Source organism: Mesorhizobium loti, assembly GCA_014189435.1.
Taxonomy (GTDB): domain Bacteria; phylum Pseudomonadota; class Alphaproteobacteria; order Rhizobiales; family Rhizobiaceae; genus Mesorhizobium; species Mesorhizobium loti_G.
Genome location: CP050293.1, coordinates 4,242,416 through 4,259,561, shown reverse-complemented (window position 1 = coordinate 4,259,561; position 17,146 = coordinate 4,242,416). Strand labels below are relative to the sequence as shown.

The 17,146-nt window shown below is 64.7% G+C and carries 14 protein-coding genes; 11 read left to right on the top strand and 3 right to left on the bottom strand.

What is annotated here, in order from left to right:
* Positions 1–15 precede the first annotated feature (15 nt).
* Genes HB777_20835 through HB777_20820 form a run of 4 tightly spaced genes read left to right on the top strand, consistent with a single transcriptional unit; the run spans position 16 to position 4,109 of the window.
* The gene (locus HB777_20835) at positions 16–1,503 is read left to right on the top strand and encodes a sugar ABC transporter ATP-binding protein (GenBank protein ID QND68847.1); all 1,488 of its coding nucleotides are present in this window, start codon (positions 16–18) and stop codon (positions 1,501–1,503) included.
* The gene (locus HB777_20830) at positions 1,496–2,467 is read left to right on the top strand and encodes an ABC transporter permease (protein ID QND66113.1); all 972 of its coding nucleotides are present in this window, start codon (positions 1,496–1,498) and stop codon (positions 2,465–2,467) included. The genes HB777_20835 and HB777_20830 overlap by 8 nt, the downstream gene beginning before the upstream one ends.
* The gene (locus HB777_20825) at positions 2,464–3,402 is read left to right on the top strand and encodes an ABC transporter permease (GenBank protein ID QND66112.1); all 939 of its coding nucleotides are present in this window, start codon (positions 2,464–2,466) and stop codon (positions 3,400–3,402) included. The genes HB777_20830 and HB777_20825 overlap by 4 nt, the downstream gene beginning before the upstream one ends.
* Positions 3,399–4,109, top strand: a complete 711-nt coding sequence (locus HB777_20820) for a cyclase family protein (GenBank protein QND66111.1) — start codon at positions 3,399–3,401, stop codon at positions 4,107–4,109. Before HB777_20825 ends, HB777_20820 begins: the two co-directional genes overlap by 4 nt.
* Here the strand turns inward: HB777_20820 and HB777_20815 are convergent.
* Both HB777_20815 and HB777_20810 read right to left on the bottom strand, forming a co-directional pair.
* Positions 4,106–5,122 carry a Zn-dependent oxidoreductase gene (locus HB777_20815; protein ID QND66110.1) on the bottom strand — a complete coding sequence of 339 codons (1,017 nt, stop codon included), beginning with the start codon at positions 5,120–5,122 and terminating at the stop codon, positions 4,106–4,108. The two genes, HB777_20820 and HB777_20815, sit on opposite strands and share 4 nt — an antisense overlap.
* Positions 5,123–5,295: 173 nt before the next feature.
* A complete protein-coding gene (locus HB777_20810) occupies positions 5,296–5,616 on the bottom strand; it encodes a hypothetical protein (protein QND66109.1) in 321 nt (106 codons plus the stop codon).
* A gap of 320 nt (positions 5,617–5,936) precedes the next feature.
* Here HB777_20810 and HB777_20805 point away from each other — a divergent pair, with 320 nt between their 5' ends.
* The 4 genes from HB777_20805 to HB777_20790 all read left to right on the top strand — a co-directional run bounded on the left by HB777_20805 (position 5,937) and on the right by HB777_20790 (position 11,602).
* Positions 5,937–7,388, top strand: a complete 1,452-nt coding sequence (locus HB777_20805) for a DHA2 family efflux MFS transporter permease subunit (protein ID QND66108.1) — start codon at positions 5,937–5,939, stop codon at positions 7,386–7,388.
* 111 nt (positions 7,389–7,499) lie between these two features.
* Entirely contained in the window at positions 7,500–8,156 is a 657-nt protein-coding gene (locus tag HB777_20800; GenBank protein ID QND66107.1) for a GntR family transcriptional regulator, read from the top strand.
* 97 nt (positions 8,157–8,253) lie between these two features.
* Complete coding sequence (locus HB777_20795; protein QND66106.1) at positions 8,254–9,042, top strand: DeoR/GlpR transcriptional regulator; 789 nt, start codon at positions 8,254–8,256, stop codon at positions 9,040–9,042.
* An 82-nt stretch (positions 9,043–9,124) separates the two neighbouring features.
* The gene (locus HB777_20790) at positions 9,125–11,602 is read left to right on the top strand and encodes an FAD-dependent oxidoreductase (protein QND66105.1); all 2,478 of its coding nucleotides are present in this window, start codon (positions 9,125–9,127) and stop codon (positions 11,600–11,602) included.
* Here HB777_20790 and HB777_20785 read toward each other — a convergent pair.
* Positions 11,599–12,468: a LysR family transcriptional regulator gene (locus HB777_20785; protein ID QND66104.1), complete on the bottom strand. Its 870-nt coding sequence runs from the start codon at positions 12,466–12,468 to the stop codon at positions 11,599–11,601. The two genes, HB777_20790 and HB777_20785, sit on opposite strands and share 4 nt — an antisense overlap.
* A 151-nt stretch (positions 12,469–12,619) precedes the next feature.
* On the opposite strand from HB777_20785, the gene HB777_20780 reads away from it, so the two are divergent.
* The 3 genes from HB777_20780 to phnA all read left to right on the top strand — a co-directional run bounded on the left by HB777_20780 (position 12,620) and on the right by phnA (position 16,928).
* A complete protein-coding gene (locus tag HB777_20780; GenBank protein ID QND66103.1) occupies positions 12,620–14,326 on the top strand; it encodes a Na/Pi cotransporter family protein in 1,707 nt (568 codons plus the stop codon).
* 118 nt (positions 14,327–14,444) lie between these two features.
* A complete protein-coding gene (locus HB777_20775) occupies positions 14,445–15,644 on the top strand; it encodes a 2-aminoethylphosphonate--pyruvate transaminase (GenBank protein QND66102.1) in 1,200 nt (399 codons plus the stop codon).
* Between the two features lie 24 nt (positions 15,645–15,668).
* Complete coding sequence (gene phnA, locus HB777_20770; protein QND66101.1) at positions 15,669–16,928, top strand: phosphonoacetate hydrolase; 1,260 nt, start codon at positions 15,669–15,671, stop codon at positions 16,926–16,928.
* Positions 16,929–17,146 lie beyond the last annotated feature (218 nt).

Here is a 17,146-nt window from a genome sequence, read left to right as displayed (position 1 = left end):
CAGCATGGCTGAATGATGAACGATCCCACGCCGCCCAAGAAGGACGTAGCAGAGACAGGCGATGCCGACAGCCTCCTCATCGAGGTACGCGATGTCCGCAAGCACTATGATGCCGTGCATGCCCTGGGCGGCGTGGACTTTCATCTGAAACCCGGCGAGGTCGTCGGCCTCGTCGGCCACAATGGCGCTGGCAAGTCGACGCTGATGAACGTGCTTGCCGGCACGGTCGAGCGCAGCAGCGGCAGCTTTCGCCTCGGGGGGTGTGAGATCGGCGTATGGAGTGCGGCCAGCGCCCAGCAGGCCGGACTGCGCTGCATCTTCCAGGAACTGTCGCTCTGCGCCAACCTGACGTCGGCGGAAAATACCCGCATCGTGCATAGGCCTTTGCGCGGGTTGGGCTGGCGCCGGCGCGCGCGCCAGGTGATCGGCCCGGTGCTGGACGAGATCTTCCCTGGCCACGGCATCGATCTCGACAGGAAAGTCGCCGACCTGCCGATCGGCGGGCGACAGATGGTCGAGATCGCCCGCGCTTTCACGCAGACCGGCATCAAATTGCGCGCCGTCATTCTCGACGAGCCGACCTCGGCGCTCGGCCACGAGGCGACGGAACAATTGCTCGCTCATATCCGCCGCGCGGCAGGGCGCGGCATCGCCTGCATCCTGATCACCCATCGCCTGAACGAGATCCTCGCCGTCTGCGACCGCACCGTCGTCATGGTCGACGGCAAGGTCGTCGCCGAGCGGCCGACCGCTGGCCTGTCACGCGCCGCACTTGTCGAGCTGATGGGTAGCATCGAACGGCCGCGCGACCGCTCCGCCGGCAAGGTGGCCTCGGTGCAAGCTCCGGTGATCCGGCATGCCGGCCGCGACACCACCGATCTGACCATCGAAGTCGGCAAGGGCGAGATCATCGGCTTCGCCGGGCTCGACGGCCACGGCCAGCGCGAGCGGCTGCGCGCGATGTTTTATGCCGCGCGCCGGCAGCGCGAGGCCTTGCCGGGCGCCTATGTCGCCGGCGACCGTGGCTCGGAAGGCGTGTTCTCGCTGTGGTCGATCGCCGACAATCTGACCATCCGCAGCCTGAATGCGCTGACGCGGGGCGGCATGATTTCGAGCGCCGCCGCCCGCAAGCTGGCCGAGACCTGGTCGGACCGGCTCAAGGTCAAGGCGCCTTCGATCGACACGCCGATCCTGTCGCTGTCGGGCGGCAACCAGCAAAAGGTGCTGTTCGCCCGCGCGCTGGCGTCAGACGCTGAGGTGATCTTCCTCGACGATCCGATGCGCGGCGTCGATGTCGGCACCAAGCAGGAGGTCTACCGGCTGATCCGCGCCGAGGCCGAGAACGGGCGCTCCTTCGTCTGGTACACGACCGAGCTCGAAGAGCTGACCAATTGCGAGCGCATCTATGTCTTCCGCGAGGGTCGCGCCGCGACCAGGCTGGAAGGCGACGCCATCGAGACCGGCAATATCCTGCAGGCGTCGTTCGGAGGCGGGCATGTCTGACGCGGCCGTCCGTGCCCCCCGTTCCCCTTCCAATGCGCGCCCGGCCTTGCTCAATGCCTTGCAGGTCGGCCTGCCGGCTATCGCGCTGCTGGTCATGCTGGCCATCATCTTCAGCATTCGCCCGGCGGCGATGAGCTATTTCGGCTTCCACCTGTTGTTCAAGCTCTCGGTGCCGCTGGTCTTTGCCGCACTGGCGCAGATGATGGTGATCATGCTGGGCGATATCGACCTGTCTAACGGCGCCTTTGTCGGGTTGATCACCTGCGTCACCGCGCTTTATCTCAGGGATGCGCCGGCGCTCGCTGCGCTGTGCTACCTGGTCCTGATCGCCGCCTATGCCGGCTTCGGCCTGCTTATCCATTCACGGCAACTGCCGTCGATCATCGTGACGCTCGGCATGTCCTTCATCTGGCTCGGCATCGCCGTCATCTTGCTGCCCGCACCGGGGGGCTCGGCGCCGGCATGGCTTGCTTCCTTCATGAGCTGGCAGCCGCCTTTGATGCCGCTGTCGATCTGGCTGGCGGCACTGGCGGCGCTCGCCGGCCATCTCGTCATCTCGCGCTCCTCCTACGGCGTGGTGTTGCGCGGCGCCGGTGGCAATCCGCGCGCCGTGGAGCGCGCCGGCTGGTCCGTTATCGGCATCCGCGTCGCGGTCTATGCCGCCGCCGGCCTGCTCGCCTGCCTGGCCGGGCTGACGCTGACCGGCCTCACCACATCGGGCGACGCCAATGTCGCGCCGGCCTATACGCTGCTCGGCGTCGGCGCGGTGATCCTCGGCGGCGGCGCCTTTACCGGCGGCGTCGTCTCGCCGGTCGGCACAGTGATCGGTGCGCTGACGCTGTCGCTCGCGGGCTCGTTGCTGTCCTTCCTGCAGGTGCCGCCGACATGGCAGATCGGCGCCCAGGGCGTCATCCTGTTTCTCGTGCTGGCCGGGCGCGTGCTTTTGTCGGAGCGGGCGCGATGACCCGGAGGTTGAGCCTCGCGCCGTGGACCTACGGCTTCATCGTGGCGCTCGCCATGTGGGTGGCGACGACGGCCTATTCCGGTATCGGCAGCGCCGGCGCCACGCTCTCGGGCGCGCTCGCCTTCGGTGCCTTCAGCGTCGTGGTGGGAACCGGGCAGATGTTCGTCGTCGCCTCCGGGCCGGGCAATATCGACCTGTCCGTGCCGTCCGTGCTGACGCTGGCCGCCTATGTGTCGATGACGGTCATGCAAGGGTCAGACGGCATGCTGTTGCCCGGCCTCGCTGCAGCACTTGCTGTCGGCGCCGTCGCGGGGGCCGCGAACTTCCTTGCCATCGTCGCATTGCGGCTGCCGCCGATCATCGCCACGCTCGCCTGGAGCTTCGTCTTCCAGTCGCTTGCCTTCAATCTCGGCGGCCAGGCGACGCTCAAGCCGCCGGCGGGCCTTTCCCGATTCACCTCGCTCAGCCTGGGCGGCGCGCAAATCATGCCTATCGTCGTGATGGCGCTGACGCTGGTTGCGATGCTCGCCCTCAAGCGCACGGTCTGGGGCCGGCAATTGCTGGCCACCGGCCAGAGCGAACCGGCGGCGCGGCTTGCCGGCATCGACGTCGCCCGGGTGCGGCTGATGGCCTATATGCTGTGCGGCACGGCCGCCGCGCTCGCCGGCTTCCTGCTTGCCGGCTTCAGCGGCGGTGCGGCACTCAACATGGGCGACGCCTATCTGATGGAATCGATCGCCGTGGTCGTGCTTGGCGGCACCAGCGTCGCCGGTGGACAGGCCAACGCCATCGGCATATGGGGGGCCGCATTGTTCTTCAACCTGATGTCCACCATGCTCAGCACCTTTGGTATCCAAGCCGGCGTGCGCTTCCTTCTGACTGGCGCGCTGATCATCCTGATCGTCGCTCTGGTGCCGAGGCCGCGCGTCAGATGACATCCGCCACCGACACACTCGCCGGCCTGTTCGAAACAAAGGCGGTTTCCTTCGTCGACCTGACGCATCCCATGAAGCAAGGCATGCCGGTGTGGCCGACGCATCCGCACTACTGCCAGGAGATGGTGGAATCCTACGACCGCGGCGACGTCGCCTGCAATCACGCGCTTGCCATGAGCGAGCACACCGGCACGCATTTCGACGCGCCGGTCCATTTCGTCCGCGGCGGCGCCGCCATCTCGGACATTCCCGTCGAACGCTTCTTCGGCCGCATGGTGACGATCGATGCGCGTGGCTGCCAGCCCCGGCAAGCGGTCGAGCCGCAGCACGTTTTCGCCTTCGAGGCCGAACATGGCCGCATACGGCAGGGTGACGCCGTGTTCTTCCATTTCGGCTGGGACCGGTTCTGGGACGATCCGGCAGCGTTTCTGGCCGACTGGCCCGGCCTGTCGCGGCAAGCGAGCGAATTGCTGGTCGAGCGCGGCGTGCGCATTGTCGGTTCGGACTGCCTGTCGATCGATTGTTTCGGCAGCGAGGATTTCCCGGCGCACAATACGCTGCTTTCAGCCGGCATCCTGATCGGCCAGAATTTCGCCCGGCTTGGTGAATTGCCGCCGCTGTGCTTCCTGATCAGCTTGCCGCTGGCGATCGAAGGCGGCACCGGATCGCCGCTGCGCGCCGTCGCGCTGGTCGAACCTGGGCCTTAAGAAAAGTCCAGTTGAACCTTCAGCGTTCGCTGAGGTTCCTTCTCGATCAGGTCGAAGGCGGCGCGCGCTTCCGCCGCCGCGAAGACCTGCGTGATCATGCCTTGCGGGTCGAGCCGCGTGTCGGCCAGCCATTCGACGACACGCGGCAAAAGCCGGCGGTTCAGGCGCGAGCCGACGATGGTCAGTTCCTTGCGCACCACTTCCTGCTGGCTGAGGTTGGACGGGGCATCCGAAAAGCCGAGCAGGCCGATGCGGCCGGCCGGACTGGCGAGGCGGCAAGCCTCGTCCAGAAGTGCCGGAATGCCGGCACCGTCGATGACCAGCGTCGGGCCAAGACCGTCATTTTCGCCGCGCACCGCGGCCGGCACGGGCTCGCGGATAGAGTGGATCACCCTGTCGGCACCGAAGCGCAGCGCCCGCTCGAGGCGGGCTTCATCGATATCGGCCACGATGCAGCGGGCACCCTTGAGCTTGGCGACCTGCAGCACGGTGACGCCAACCGTGCCGGCGCCATAGATCAGCACCGTGTCTTCGGGCCCGCAACCGGTACGATCGAGCACATTGGCGGCGATGGAAAACGGCTCGGCCAGTGCCGCAAGTCCAAACGGCATGTTCGCCGGCACCGGTATGGCGTTTGCCGCCGGCACCGCCACGAAGGCGCGAAAACCGCCATCGCGGTGAACGCCCATCACTTCGAGGTTGGCGCAGACATTGGAGCGGCCGACCCGGCAGGGATAGCAGTGGCCGCACGACACCACGGGATCGACCACCACGCGATCTCCCACGGCAACGCCGGTCACATCGCGTCCGAGCGCGGTGACCGTGCCCGCGAATTCATGGCCGATGATGCGCGGATAGACGGCGAACGGATTGGAGCCATGCAGGATGTGAATGTCGGAGCCGCAGATGCCGGCACGGCTGACGTGAACGACCACTTCGCCGGTGCTGGGCTCTGGCATGGCGCCCTGCCGGACTTCCAGCGATTGCGGCGCGCGAACGAGAACTTCAAGCATGGGCTCACCACTTGTATACTAGTCGACAAGTGACCGAACTTGGCAGCGCCGTCAAGCCGCAAGCGTGTGTGGCGGCAGTTCGAAGGCCAGCGCGGAGCGGAATGACAGGGCAGCCGCCCGAACAGCCGGGTCGGCTGTCCGGCGCGGTCGGGAGGCCGCGGTCGGGTCAGGTGTCAGGGGCCGTGGGGGCCGCAGCGGTCGAGCGTCCACTGGATGGTTCCGCAATAGTCGCCGGCGTAGCCGTTGTAGCTGCCGTAACCATTGTAGTAGCCGTCTATCCAGCCTTCATCGCCAACCCAATCGTCGCCAATCCAACCGCCACGGTGTCCATATCCGCCGCGCACAGCGTGTCGATGCGCGCTGCCGTGATGGGCCGCGGCGTGGTGGACAATATGGTGCCTGACGACCGCGGCATCGGCGAGTGTGGCAAACGGGATCGCGCTCGTGGCCAACGCCAGCACGATGGAACCGATGATTGCTATTTGCCTTTTCATGAGGATGCCTCCTGTACATGCGAGACATAGATGGGGAAGAAAACGGCCTCTCACTCGACACGTTCCTTCACGAAATCGGGATGGGCACGCGCGTAAGCGCAAATGCACCTTCAGGCGACGGCAGTTCGGACGTCGATCGCCGCTGACTTTGCCGATCTCCTCTGCGCCGGACTGGTAGTCAAAATTTGTTGACTTCCATCACAGCGGAAATGACTACCGCTTGCCTATTTGTCGGACCATAAGGCAGGCCGTGTGATCAGGCTGCGGCAGGCTTGCCGCACAGAAGGCGATCCTGCCTTTGGGATAGAGCAGCCGCCTGCATGACGGAATTGGCCACAGCATTGGAACAGCCTCAATTTGCCACCGAGCGCGATCCGAGGCTGAGACTGATTATTCCGATCATCGTCGCCATCGCCTTTCTGATGGAGCAGCTCGATTCCACGATCATAACCACCGCGATCCCGGCCATCGCGCGCAGCCTCGACACGACGCCGGTCAGGCTGAACCTGGCAATCACCACCTACATTCTGACCCTGGCCGTGTTCATTCCGGTCAGCGGCTGGTTCGCCGACAGGTTCGGCGCACGAAGAGTGTTCGCTCTGGCGCTTTTCACCTTCACCCTTGGCTCGGCGCTGTGCGGCATGGCCAACAGTTTCGGCATGCTGCTGGCGATGCGCGCCTTGCAGGGGCTGGGCGGCGCCATGATGACGCCGGTCGGGCGGCTGATCCTGCTGCGCAGCTTTCCGCGCAGCGGCCTGATCACCGCCATGACCTATATGACCTTGCCCGCCATCATGGGGCCTGTGATCGGGCCGCTGCTCGGCGGCCTGTTGACCACTTACGCGTCGTGGCGCTGGATATTCTATGTCAACGTGCCTTTCGGCTGCCTTGGCATTCTGGCGGCGTTGCGCTTCGTCGACGATTTCCGCGAGGAAGCGGTGCAACGCTTCGACTTCGCCGGATTCCTGATGGTGGGCTGCGGCGTCGCCCTGCTGCAGTTCGGACTGGAGAGCATCGGCCGGCCGATCGTCCCCGTGTCAGTGACGGTGCTGGTGCTGGCAGCGGCGATCCTGCTGCTGCTCGCCTTCGGGCGCTATGCGCGCCGCGTCGTCGCGCCGGCCGTCGATCTGACGCTGTTTCGATTTCGCTCGTTCTGGGTAGGCACGCTCGCAGGCGGCCTGTGCCGCGTCGGCCTCAATGGCGTGCCTTTCTTGTTGCCGCTGATGCTGCAGGTCGGCTTTGGCATGAGCCCGGTCACTTCGGGCTCGCTGACGTTCGTCGGCAGCTTCGGCGCCTTGCTCATGCGGCCTCTGCTGTCGCCGCTGTTGCGGCGCTTCGGCTTCAATGTCGTGCTGATCGGCAGCGCGGTGGTCGGCTCAGCCGCAGTGGCGGGCTTTGCCTTCATCGAGGCCGATACGCCGCACTGGATGATCGGCTTCTACGTCTTTGTCTTCGGGATCATCCGCTCGGCGCAGTTCATGACCTCCAACACGCTGTCCTATGCCGACCTGCCGGCCGACAAGCTCAGCCGCGCCACCAGCCTCGGCGGCGTCCTGCAGCAGCTCAGCGTATCGCTCGGCGTCTCGATCGCCGCCATGGTGCTGGGTCTGGTTGCAGGAGAAACCCACATCGTGACACCGGAACGCTTCCACGAGGTGTTCCTGCTGACCTCGGTCATCCCGCTGCTGTCCATCCCCGGCTTCCTGTATCTGCGTGCCGAGGACGGCGTGCAGGTCAGTGGGCACGTTCGATCGGGCAAGTCTGGCAAATGATGCCGAACATGTGCGTATACGGGCATACTTATATCCATACAGAGGGGTTTCCGTTAGGCTGAGCGCTGCGTGAAACGGGAGCATCGATTGCCAGGATTTGCGGAAAGCGTGATGCAGGGGCCGCGGACCGTGGCCGAGCAGGTTGCCAATGTCCTGCGCGAGGCCATTGCCAATGGAACGATAAAGGCGGGCACGCCGCTTCGCCAGGACGAGCTGGCCGAGCAGTTCGGCTTCAGCCGGATGCCCATTCGTGATGCCCTTCGCCAGCTGGAAGCCGAGGGTATTGTTTCCATCCACCCGACAAAGGGCGCGCAGGTCGCCCGGATGGACAGCGCCGAGATCAGCGAAATCTACGCGCTGCGTGAATTGCTCGAAAGCGAGGCGCTCCGGCTCTCGGTACCCAGCCTCTCCGGCTCGAAGCTCGACGAGGCCGAACAGGTGCTCGACCAGATCGACGCGGAGCGCAATGTCGGCCGTTGGGGGGCACTGAACCGCGCCTTTCATCTGGCTCTCTACGATGCCTGCGGCAACCATCGATTGCTCGGCCTGATCGAGGCGCACCACAATGCGGCCGATCGCTACGTGCGTATCCTTTTGTCGAACCTGGATTATCGCAACCGCTCGCAGACAGAGCACCGCGACCTGCTGGCCGCCTGCCGGCGGCGCGACGGCGACAAGGCCACAAGCATTCTGAGGCAGCATCTTCGCAAAGGAAGCGAGACGCTGGTCAGAGCGATCTGGGAAGATGGCCTGTCGCGAAAATCCTAGGCCGCGTTGACGGCGTGGCACGGGTTCCAGTGCCGGTTGCCTCCGCGCACGTTCACTGCCACATATTGCAACATCGATACGCGACCCGAGGATCATCATGTCCCCCGACAGCAGCTTGCCGGCGCGTGCCCTTGCCCCGCGTCGCCACGAAGAGATACTGCGGCGGCTGGGCGCCCAGGGGTCTGTCAGTGTAGCCGAACTGGCCGGGTTCTTCGATGTCTCGCGCGAAACCATCCGCCGTGACCTGAAGCTGCTGTCGGACAAGGGGCAGCTCGGCATCGTGCATGGCGGCGCTGCCCGTTTCGAACCGAGCGAACCGGCGATGAGCCTGCGCAGCCGGGAAAATGCCTGGGGCAAGGCCGCGATCGGCAGGGCGGCGGCAGGGCTCATCCGCAATGGAATGGTGGTTTTCCTCGACTCCGGCACCACCACGCTGGCCGTGGCGCAAGCCATGACCGACCTGCGCGATCTCACCATCTGTACGGCCAGCCTGCCGATTGCGCTCCTGCTGTGCCACATTCCAGGCATGCGCGTGCATATGCTGGGTGGCGAAATCGATCCGGGCGAGGAAGCGGCCTCCGGCATCGACATGCTGGAAGCCATGTCGCGCTTTCGCGTCGACATCGCCTTCCTTGGCGGGGGCGCTCTGTCGCCTGACGGCGAGGTCACCGATTTCACCCGCGCCGGCGCCGAACAGCGCGGACGGATGATCGCACTTGCCGCCAAAACCTACTTCGTTCTCGACAGCAGCAAGTTCGCAAAGCTGACGCCGCTCAGGATCCCGAATTTTCAGCGCGCCGCCGGCGTGATTGTCGATGCCAAGCCGCAGGCCGACATCGCTGAAGCGATGGCGCGCAAAGGGCCTGAGCTGATGGTTGCATCTTGATGTGATATTTTGTGGCATTTTGTGTTGATATTTGGGATTCGCCTGTTATGATCCAGCCGGTGTCAAAACGGCAGGATGTCCCATGGCAAACGAATTCCCCACGCAAGCGCGCGTCGTCATCGTCGGCGGCGGCATTATCGGCTGCTCCGTCGCCTACCATCTGACCAGGCTCGGCTGGACCGATGTCGTGTTGCTCGAGCAAGGCCAGCTCAGCGGCGGCACCACCTGGCACGCCGCCGGCCTTGTCGGGCAGTTGCGCGCCCACTCCAACATGACCAGCCTGATCAAATACTCCACGCAACTCTATGGCGAGCTGGAGGCCGAGACCGGGCTAGCCACTGGCTGGAAGAATTGCGGCTCGCTGTCGGTGGCGCGCACCGCCGACCGCATGACGATGCTGAAACGCACCGCCGCGTCGGCGCGCGCTCAAGGCGTCGACATCGATGTGATCTCGCCGAAGGAGGCGGCCGATCTGTGGCCGGTCATGGCGACCGACGATCTGGTCGGTGCCGTCTGGCTGCCGGGCGACGGCAAGGCCAATCCGACGGATCTCACGCAATCGCTGGCCAAGGGCGCACGCAATCGCGGCGCCAGGATCATCGAGCGGGTCAAGGTCACCGGCATCAGCGTCAGGAACGGCGTCGCCTGCGGCGTCGAGACCGACCGCGGCAACATATCAGCCGAGATCGTCGTCAACTGTGCCGGCCAATGGGCGCGCAAGGTCGGGCTGATGTGCGGCGTCTCGGTGCCGCTGCATTCGGCTGAGCACATGTACATCGTCACCGGCAGGATCGAGGGCGTGCATCCGGACCTGCCTGTCATGCGCGACCCCGACGGCTTCATCTATTTCAAGGAAGAGGTCGGCGGCCTGGTCATGGGCGGCTTCGAGCCGCATGCCAAGCCGTGGGGCATGAACGGCATTCCGGAAAACTTCGAGTTCGCGCTGCTGCCGGACGATTGGGACCAGTTCGAGATACTCATGGAAAACGCGCTTGTCCGCGTGCCGCAATTGGCTGAGGCCGAGGTCAAGAAATTCTACAACGGTCCCGAGAGCTTCACGCCCGACAACAATTTTCTCCTCGGCGAGGCGCCGGAGTTGAAGAATTTCTATGTCGGCGCCGGCTTCAATTCGATGGGCATCGCCAGCGCCGGCGGTGCGGGCAGGGCGCTGGCCGAGTGGATCGTCAACAGCGCGCCGACCATGGATTTGTGGCCGGTCGATATCAGGCGCTTCGCCTCGTTCAACAACAATCCGCGTTGGCTGCATGACCGGGTCAAGGAGACGCTCGGCTTGCACTACGCCATGCCGTGGCCGAACCGCGAGCTGGACACCGCACGGCCGTTCCGCCGGTCGCCGCTCTACGATCGGCTCGCCGCCAAAGGCGCCTGCTTCGGCTCCAAGATGGGCTGGGGGCGCGCCAACTGGTTCGCGGCGCCGGGAGAGAAGGCCGAGAACGACTACGCTTTCGGCCGCCAGAACTGGCATGAGGCGGTTCGCCGCGAAATGAAGGCGACACGCGAAGCCGTCGCGATCTTCGATCAGACTTCCTTCGCCAAGCTTCTCGTGCAAGGCCGTGATGCCTGTGCCGTGCTCAACCGGATCTGCGCCGGCAATGTCGATGTACCGGTCGGTACGTCCGTTTACACGGGCGTGCTCAATGCGCGTGGCGGCTACGAGAGCGACCTCACCGTGATGCGGCTTGGCGCGGAGAAATTCCTCATCGTCACCGGTTCGGCGCAAGCTGTCCACGATGCCGACTGGATTGTCAAAAACATCCCGTCCGACGCCCATGCGATGCTGACCGACGTCACCTCGTCCTACGCGGTGCTGGCCTTGATGGGGCCGCGCTCCCGCGCTCTCCTGGGCAAGCTCTCCTCGGCCGATCTTTCCAATGCTGGCTTTCCCTTTGCCACCATCCGCGAGATCGACATCGGCTACGCCACCGCCTATGCCAACCGCATGACCTATGTCGGCGAGCTCGGCTGGGAGCTGATCGTGCCGACCGAATTCGCCGTCGGCGTCTATGAGGCGCTGCATGACGCCGGCCGTGAATTCGGCCTGCTGGACGCCGGCTATTACGCGCTCGATGCCTTGCGCATCGAAAAGGGTTTTCGCGCCTGGGGCAGGGAATTGACGCCCGATATCAACCCCTGGCAGGCCGGGCTTGGCTTCGCTGTCGCGATGGACAAGCCGGATGGTTTCATCGGCCGCGACGCGCTCGTCGAGGCAAGATCGTCGGCAGCACCGGCCAGGCGCATCGTGCTGTTCACGCTCGACGACGCCGAACCCATGCTGTGGGGCGGCGAACTGATCCTGCGCGACGGCAAACCGGCCGGCGAGGTCCGCTCAGCGGCCTACGGCCACACGCTTGGCCGCTCGGTGGCACTCGGGTTGATCGAGAACGAGACCGGCGTCGATGCGATGTTCCTCACCGGTGGCCGTTTCGAGATCGACCTTGCCGGTGTTCGCCATGCGGCCACGGCGCATCTGCGCAGCCCCTACGATCCGAAGTCGGAACGGGTGAAGGCCGATGTGGTGGAGGTGAGGGCGGCGGCCTAATCCACCGACATCGAGCGCGCCATATCCAGAAAAGCGCGCACCAGCTTGCCGCCGCTGCGTTCGCGCAGGCAGATCAGCGCTTCATCCATCAGCGTCTCGGGCGCGTCGATGGTGATCGGCACCAGCCGCGAATCCTGGCCGAATTCGGCGGCCGAGACAAAGCCGATGCCGGCGCCGGAGGCGACGATCTCGCGGACGGCTTCGCGGCCCTCGGCCTCTATCACGGGTCTCAGTTCGATCTTCGAAGCAGCGGCCAGGTCTTCCAGCTTCTGACGCGTCTTTGAGCCGCGCTCGCGCATGACCAGCGATTCCTGTGCGAGTTGCTTGAGTGTCAGAGATTTCTTCGCCGCCAGCGGGTGGTCGACGGACGCGAAAGCGATGATCGGCGTCGAGTTGAGTTTCAGCACCTCGAAATCGCGCCCGGTCGGCACCTCACCCAGCACACCGATGTCGGCATCATAGCTGTAGAGGCTGCTGATCACCGTCTCGGTGTTGCCGGCGCGCACCGAAACCTGCACGCCGGGGTAGCGGGCCCGGAAGCTGCCGAGGATGTGCAGCAGATGATGCGCGGCATCGGCGACGATGCGCAGCGTGCCGGAACGCAGTGCGCGCGACTCCGTCAGAAGCTCGAGCGCCTGTTGTTCCGTGTCGAACATGCGATGGGTTATCTCGAGCAGCTTCTGGCCCGAATGTGTCAGCGTGACCTGCTTCTTGTTCCGATTGAACAGCAGCACATCATACTCTTCCTCGAGCTTGCGCACCTGATCCGATATCGCCGGCTGGGTCAGGAACAGCGCCTCGGCAGCCCGCGAAAAACCACCTGAGATGGCCACCTGGTGAAAGGCCCGCAGCTGAACGTAGCGCATCTTCCATGCCTCCGAAAATGTCGAAATCGTCGGCACCCTATCATAAGGTGCGCCAACTAAAAGATAGAAATGAACGATTTGACTTATGTCTGGCTGGCCATCAGCCTGAGCATGGGTCGACGTCCCTGCCGGCCGTTGCCGGGAGGTCGTCATGCAATTTTCCATCATCCTGCTGCATCTGGCGGGTGCGGTCATGCTGCTGCTCTGGGCTGTGCGCATGGTGCGCACGGGTGTGGAGCGGGCCTGCGGCCCCGCTTTACGCGATGCCCTGAGGCAGGCGCGGGGCGCACGGCTCAGGTCAGCCTGTGCCGGCACCGTGCTTGCGGTGCTGCTGCAGAGCTCCACCGCCGTCGCCATGCTGGCGGCCGGCTTTGCCATCAGCGGCATGGTTTCGACCGCCGGTGGGCTGGCGATCCTGCTTGGCGCCGATTTCGGTTCGGCCCTGGTCGTCCAGGTGCTGTCGTTCGACCTCAGCTGGCTGGTGCCGGCGCTGATTCTGGTCGGCGGCGCCATGGCCCTGAAATTCGAGGCACGCGGTATCAAGCAAGGCGGGCGCATCCTGATGGGCATCGCGTTCGTTCTGTTGTCGCTGCGCATGATCGGCGACGCGACCGCACCGATGCGGCAGAGCAATTTGCTGCCGCTGGTGATTTCCTATCTGCGCGCGGACTACTTCACGGCCTTCGCCGCCGCGGCGCTGTTCACATGGCTGATCCACTCCAGCGTGGCGGCGATCCTGCTGTTCGTCACACTTGCCGCGCAAGGCGTCTTGCCGGTCGAGGTCGGTCTGTTCTTCATCCTCGGCGCCAATTGCGGCGGCGCGCTGATCGCGGTGTGGCTGACGCGTGGCGAAGCCGTCGAGGCGCGCCGTATCCCGCTCGGCAATCTGATTTTTCGGGGGACGGCCGCGCTCGCCGCCTTGTTCGTGCTTCAGGTCATGGCGTTTCCGGCGCATCTTTTCGGTGCAACCGAAGGCCGCCAACTGGTCAACCTGCATCTTGCCTTCAATCTGGTACTCGTCATCTGCTGCTTGCCGTTCACCGGCATGATGGAGCGACTGGTCACCTTGCTGATCGCCGACAGGCCGGCGGCAAAGGCAGGGGAGGGCGTGGACCTGATGTCACGCCGCACCAGCGCGCTTGACCGCACCGTTATGCGCACGCCCGGTCTTGCGCTGGCCAGTGCGACGCGCGAGCTGCTGCGCATGGGTGAAGTCGTCGAGGTGATGCTGCGCCCGGTGATGGATTTCTTCGACGCCGGCAGTGGCGACCAGATCCGCCAGGCCCAAAAACTCGATGAGGAGGTCAACCGCGCTCATACCGAGATCAAACTCTACATTGCCGAAGTCAATCGCGGCAGCATGAGCGCGGCCGAGGCGCAACGCGGCATCGAACTCACCGATTTCGCCATCAATCTCGAACGCGCCGGCGACATCGTCGCCAAGAACCTGCTCGTGCTCACCGGGGAATTGCGTGACAAGAACCTGCGCTTTTCACGCGACGGCTGGAGCGAACTGGCCGGGCTTCACAACCGTGTCATGGCCAACATGCAGCTTGCACTCAACGTGCTGGTCTCGAGCGATCTCGAGTCGGCGCGCCAACTCGTCATCGAGAAGGAGCGGATGCGCAAGCTGGAACGCATGAGCCATGACCGTCACCTCAAGCGCCTGCAATCGGGAATGCCGCAAAGCATCGACACCAGCGACATCCATCTGGAGGCGGTCAGGGCGCTGAAGGAAATCAACTCGCTGATGGCGTCGGTCGCTTATCCCTTGCTGACACAGAGCGGCGATCTGCTCGAAAGCCGGCTGGCGACGGCCGGCCGTGCGTCTAGCGGGACAGCTCCCGCGCTCGCCTGACGAGGTGGTTTGAAGCATCAGTTAAATCGATACTTCGATACAAAATAACGATTTTACAAATATGTCATTCAGGCCAACACTAAGGCCACATCGAAAAGCAGATCGAGCGGAGGACAATATGCTCGCCGAGACGAAATTTGCCGCGGAGCCGCTGGCCAGGCCGGCGCTGGGGGAGCCGTATCTGCTGACCCCGGGACCGCTGACCACGGCCTATTCGGTCAAGCAGGCAATGCTGCGCGACTGGGGATCCTGGGACGGTGATTTCCGCGCCATGACATCAGACATGCGCCGCCGCCTGCTGGCGCTGACCGGTGACACGCAAGGCGAGTTCGACTGCGTGCCGATGCAAGGCAGCGGCTCCTTCTGCGTCGAAGCGATGCTCGGTTCGTTCGTGCCCAGGGACGGCAAGGTTCTGGTGCTGGCCAACGGCGCCTATGGCCTGCGCGCCGCGCAGACCATGCAGTATCTCGGTCGCGCCTACACGCTGATCGACAAGGGCGACTACCTGCCGCCGCGGGGCGACGAGGTGGCGGCGGCGCTTGAGGCCGACCCTGCCATCACGCATGTGATCGCCATCCACTGCGAGACCAGCTCCGGCATCCTCAATCCGGTCGCCGAGATTGCGCAAGCCGTCCATGCCAAGGGCCGCAAATTGCTGGTCGATTCCATGAGCGCCTTCGGCGCCGTCGCGCTCGACGTCAACGAGATCCGCTACGAGGCGATGGTGTCGTCCGCCAACAAGTGCATCGAGGGCGTGCCGGGCTTCGGCTTCATCATCGCCCGCAAGAGCGAACTGGAGGCCGCCAAGGGCCGCAGCCACTCGCTGTCGCTCGACGTCCATGCGCAGTGGGCACACCTCAACAAGACCGGCCAATGGCGCTACACGCCGCCGACGCATGTCGTCGCAGCTTTCCTCGAAGCGCTGCGCCAGCATGAGGCCGAAGGCGGCGTCGCCGGCCGCGGCGCCCGCTATACTAGGAACCGCGACGTCATGGTCGCCGGCATGCGCGAACTCGGCTTCGAGACATTGCTCAAAGACCGCTGGCTGTCGCCGATCATCGTCACCTTCTTCAACCCGGCCCACGCCAATTTCGCTTTCGAGCACTTCTACGATCTGATGAAGGACAAGGGCTTCATCATCTATCCGGGCAAGCTGACCGCCGTGGACAGCTTCCGCGTCGGCTGCATTGGCCAGATGGACGAGCATGTCATGCGCCGTGTCGTCGAGGCGGCGGCCTTCTCGCTTCATGAAATGGGCGTCGACACCGCCGCCCCACCCGCCGCGGCACTCGCCGAGCGCGCCAAACTCGCCGCCTGAAGCGGCAGATTCCGAGGATTTTCGATGAACCAGATGTCTCCCATCAACGTCGCGGTCAACGGCCGCACCTACGCCTGGCCGCGTGTGCCGGCCATCGCCATCTGCCTTGACGGCTGCGAGCCGGCCTATCTCGACGAAGCGATCAAGGCCGGGCTGATGCCGGCTTTGGTCCGGATCAAGCAGAAGGGCACGGTGCGTTTTGCGCACTCGGTCATTCCGAGCTTCACCAACCCCAACAATCTGTCGATCGCCACCGGCCGCCCGCCGTCGGTGCATGGCATTTGCGGCAACTACCTCTACGAGCGCGAGACCGGCAAGGAAGTGATGATGAACGATCCGCGCTTCCTACGCGCGCCGACCGTCTTCCAGGCCTTCTACGATGCCGGCGCCAAGGTCGCCGTGGTGACCGCGAAGGACAAGCTGCGCGCCTTACTTGGCAAGGGGCTTGCTTTCGACGAGGGCCGTGCGCTGTGCTTCTCGGCGGAAAAGTCGGACACCACCACCAAGGCCGAGCACGGCATCGACAACGCCTCGAAGCATTTCGGGCTGCCGGTGCCGGAGGTCTACTCGGCCGAGCTGTCGGAATTCGTCTTCGCCGCCGGCGTCCAGCTGCTGAAGAAGTTCCGCCCCGACATCATGTATCTGACGACCACGGACTATGTGCAGCACAAATACGCGCCCGGTGTGCCGCAGGCCAACGCCTTCTACGAGATGTTCGACAAATACCTGACCGAGCTTGATGCGCTGGGTGCGGCGATCGTCGTCACCGCCGACCACGGCATGAAGCCCAAGCACAAAAAGGACGGTTCGCCCGACGTCGTCTATGTCCAGGACCTGCTCGACGAGTGGCTGGGCAAGGACGCCGCCCGCGTCATCCTGCCGATCACCGACCCCTATGTCGTGCACCACGGCGCGCTTGGTTCCTTCGCCACCGCCTATCTGCCTGATGGCGCCGATCAGGCCGGCATCATGGCGAGGCTGGCCAAGGTCGACGGCATCATGCTGGTCGTCGACAGCCCGACGGCCTGCGAGCGCTTCGAACTGCCGGCCGACCGCATCGGCGACATCGTGCTGATCTCAACCGAAAACAAGACGATCGGCACCAGCGAGCATAGGCATGATCTGGCCGCGCTCAACGAACCGCTGCGCTCGCATGGCGGGCTGACCGAGCAGGAGGTGCCGTTCATCGTCAACCGCGTGCTGCCCGATTTGCCGAACGAACCAACGTTGCGCAATTTCGACGCCTTCTACTACGCCACCATGGCGGCGGCGCTGGCGGGCTGAGTGAGTTGGATCGCCGGTAGGGCGTGTCGCCGTCCATGATGGCGCTGGTCGACCCCCACTCCGGCCCTTCGGGCCACCTCTCCCCCGATCGACGGGGGAGAGGAAGGGCGCTGAGCTCGCCGGCCTTGGCTCTCTTCCTCTCCCTCCGGAGGGGAGAGGTGGCGCCGCGAAGCGGCGACGGAGTGGGGGAAGCCATAGCTGAAATGCGATGGCCTCGC

Bases quoted from the DNA above. Each gene is read 5' to 3' on its own strand.
- HB777_20790 (QND66105.1), top strand. From the start codon at position 9,125: ATGGCAAACGAATTCCCCACGCAAGCGCGCGTCGTCATCGTCGGCGGC.
- HB777_20775 (QND66102.1), top strand. From the start codon at position 14,445: ATGCTCGCCGAGACGAAATTTGCCGCGGAGCCGCTGGCCAGGCCGGCG.
- HB777_20785 (QND66104.1), bottom strand. From the start codon at position 12,468: ATGCGCTACGTTCAGCTGCGGGCCTTTCACCAGGTGGCCATCTCAGGT.
- HB777_20810 (QND66109.1), bottom strand. From the start codon at position 5,616: ATGAAAAGGCAAATAGCAATCATCGGTTCCATCGTGCTGGCGTTGGCC.
- HB777_20825 (QND66112.1), top strand. From the start codon at position 2,464: ATGACCCGGAGGTTGAGCCTCGCGCCGTGGACCTACGGCTTCATCGTG.
- HB777_20820 (QND66111.1), top strand. From the start codon at position 3,399: ATGACATCCGCCACCGACACACTCGCCGGCCTGTTCGAAACAAAGGCG.
- HB777_20800 (QND66107.1), top strand. From the start codon at position 7,500: ATGCAGGGGCCGCGGACCGTGGCCGAGCAGGTTGCCAATGTCCTGCGC.
- HB777_20805 (QND66108.1), top strand. From the start codon at position 5,937: ATGACGGAATTGGCCACAGCATTGGAACAGCCTCAATTTGCCACCGAG.
- HB777_20780 (QND66103.1), top strand. From the start codon at position 12,620: ATGCAATTTTCCATCATCCTGCTGCATCTGGCGGGTGCGGTCATGCTG.
- HB777_20795 (QND66106.1), top strand. From the start codon at position 8,254: ATGTCCCCCGACAGCAGCTTGCCGGCGCGTGCCCTTGCCCCGCGTCGC.
- phnA (QND66101.1), top strand. From the start codon at position 15,669: ATGAACCAGATGTCTCCCATCAACGTCGCGGTCAACGGCCGCACCTAC.
- HB777_20830 (QND66113.1), top strand. From the start codon at position 1,496: ATGTCTGACGCGGCCGTCCGTGCCCCCCGTTCCCCTTCCAATGCGCGC.
- HB777_20815 (QND66110.1), bottom strand. From the start codon at position 5,122: ATGCTTGAAGTTCTCGTTCGCGCGCCGCAATCGCTGGAAGTCCGGCAG.
- HB777_20835 (QND68847.1), top strand. From the start codon at position 16: ATGAACGATCCCACGCCGCCCAAGAAGGACGTAGCAGAGACAGGCGAT.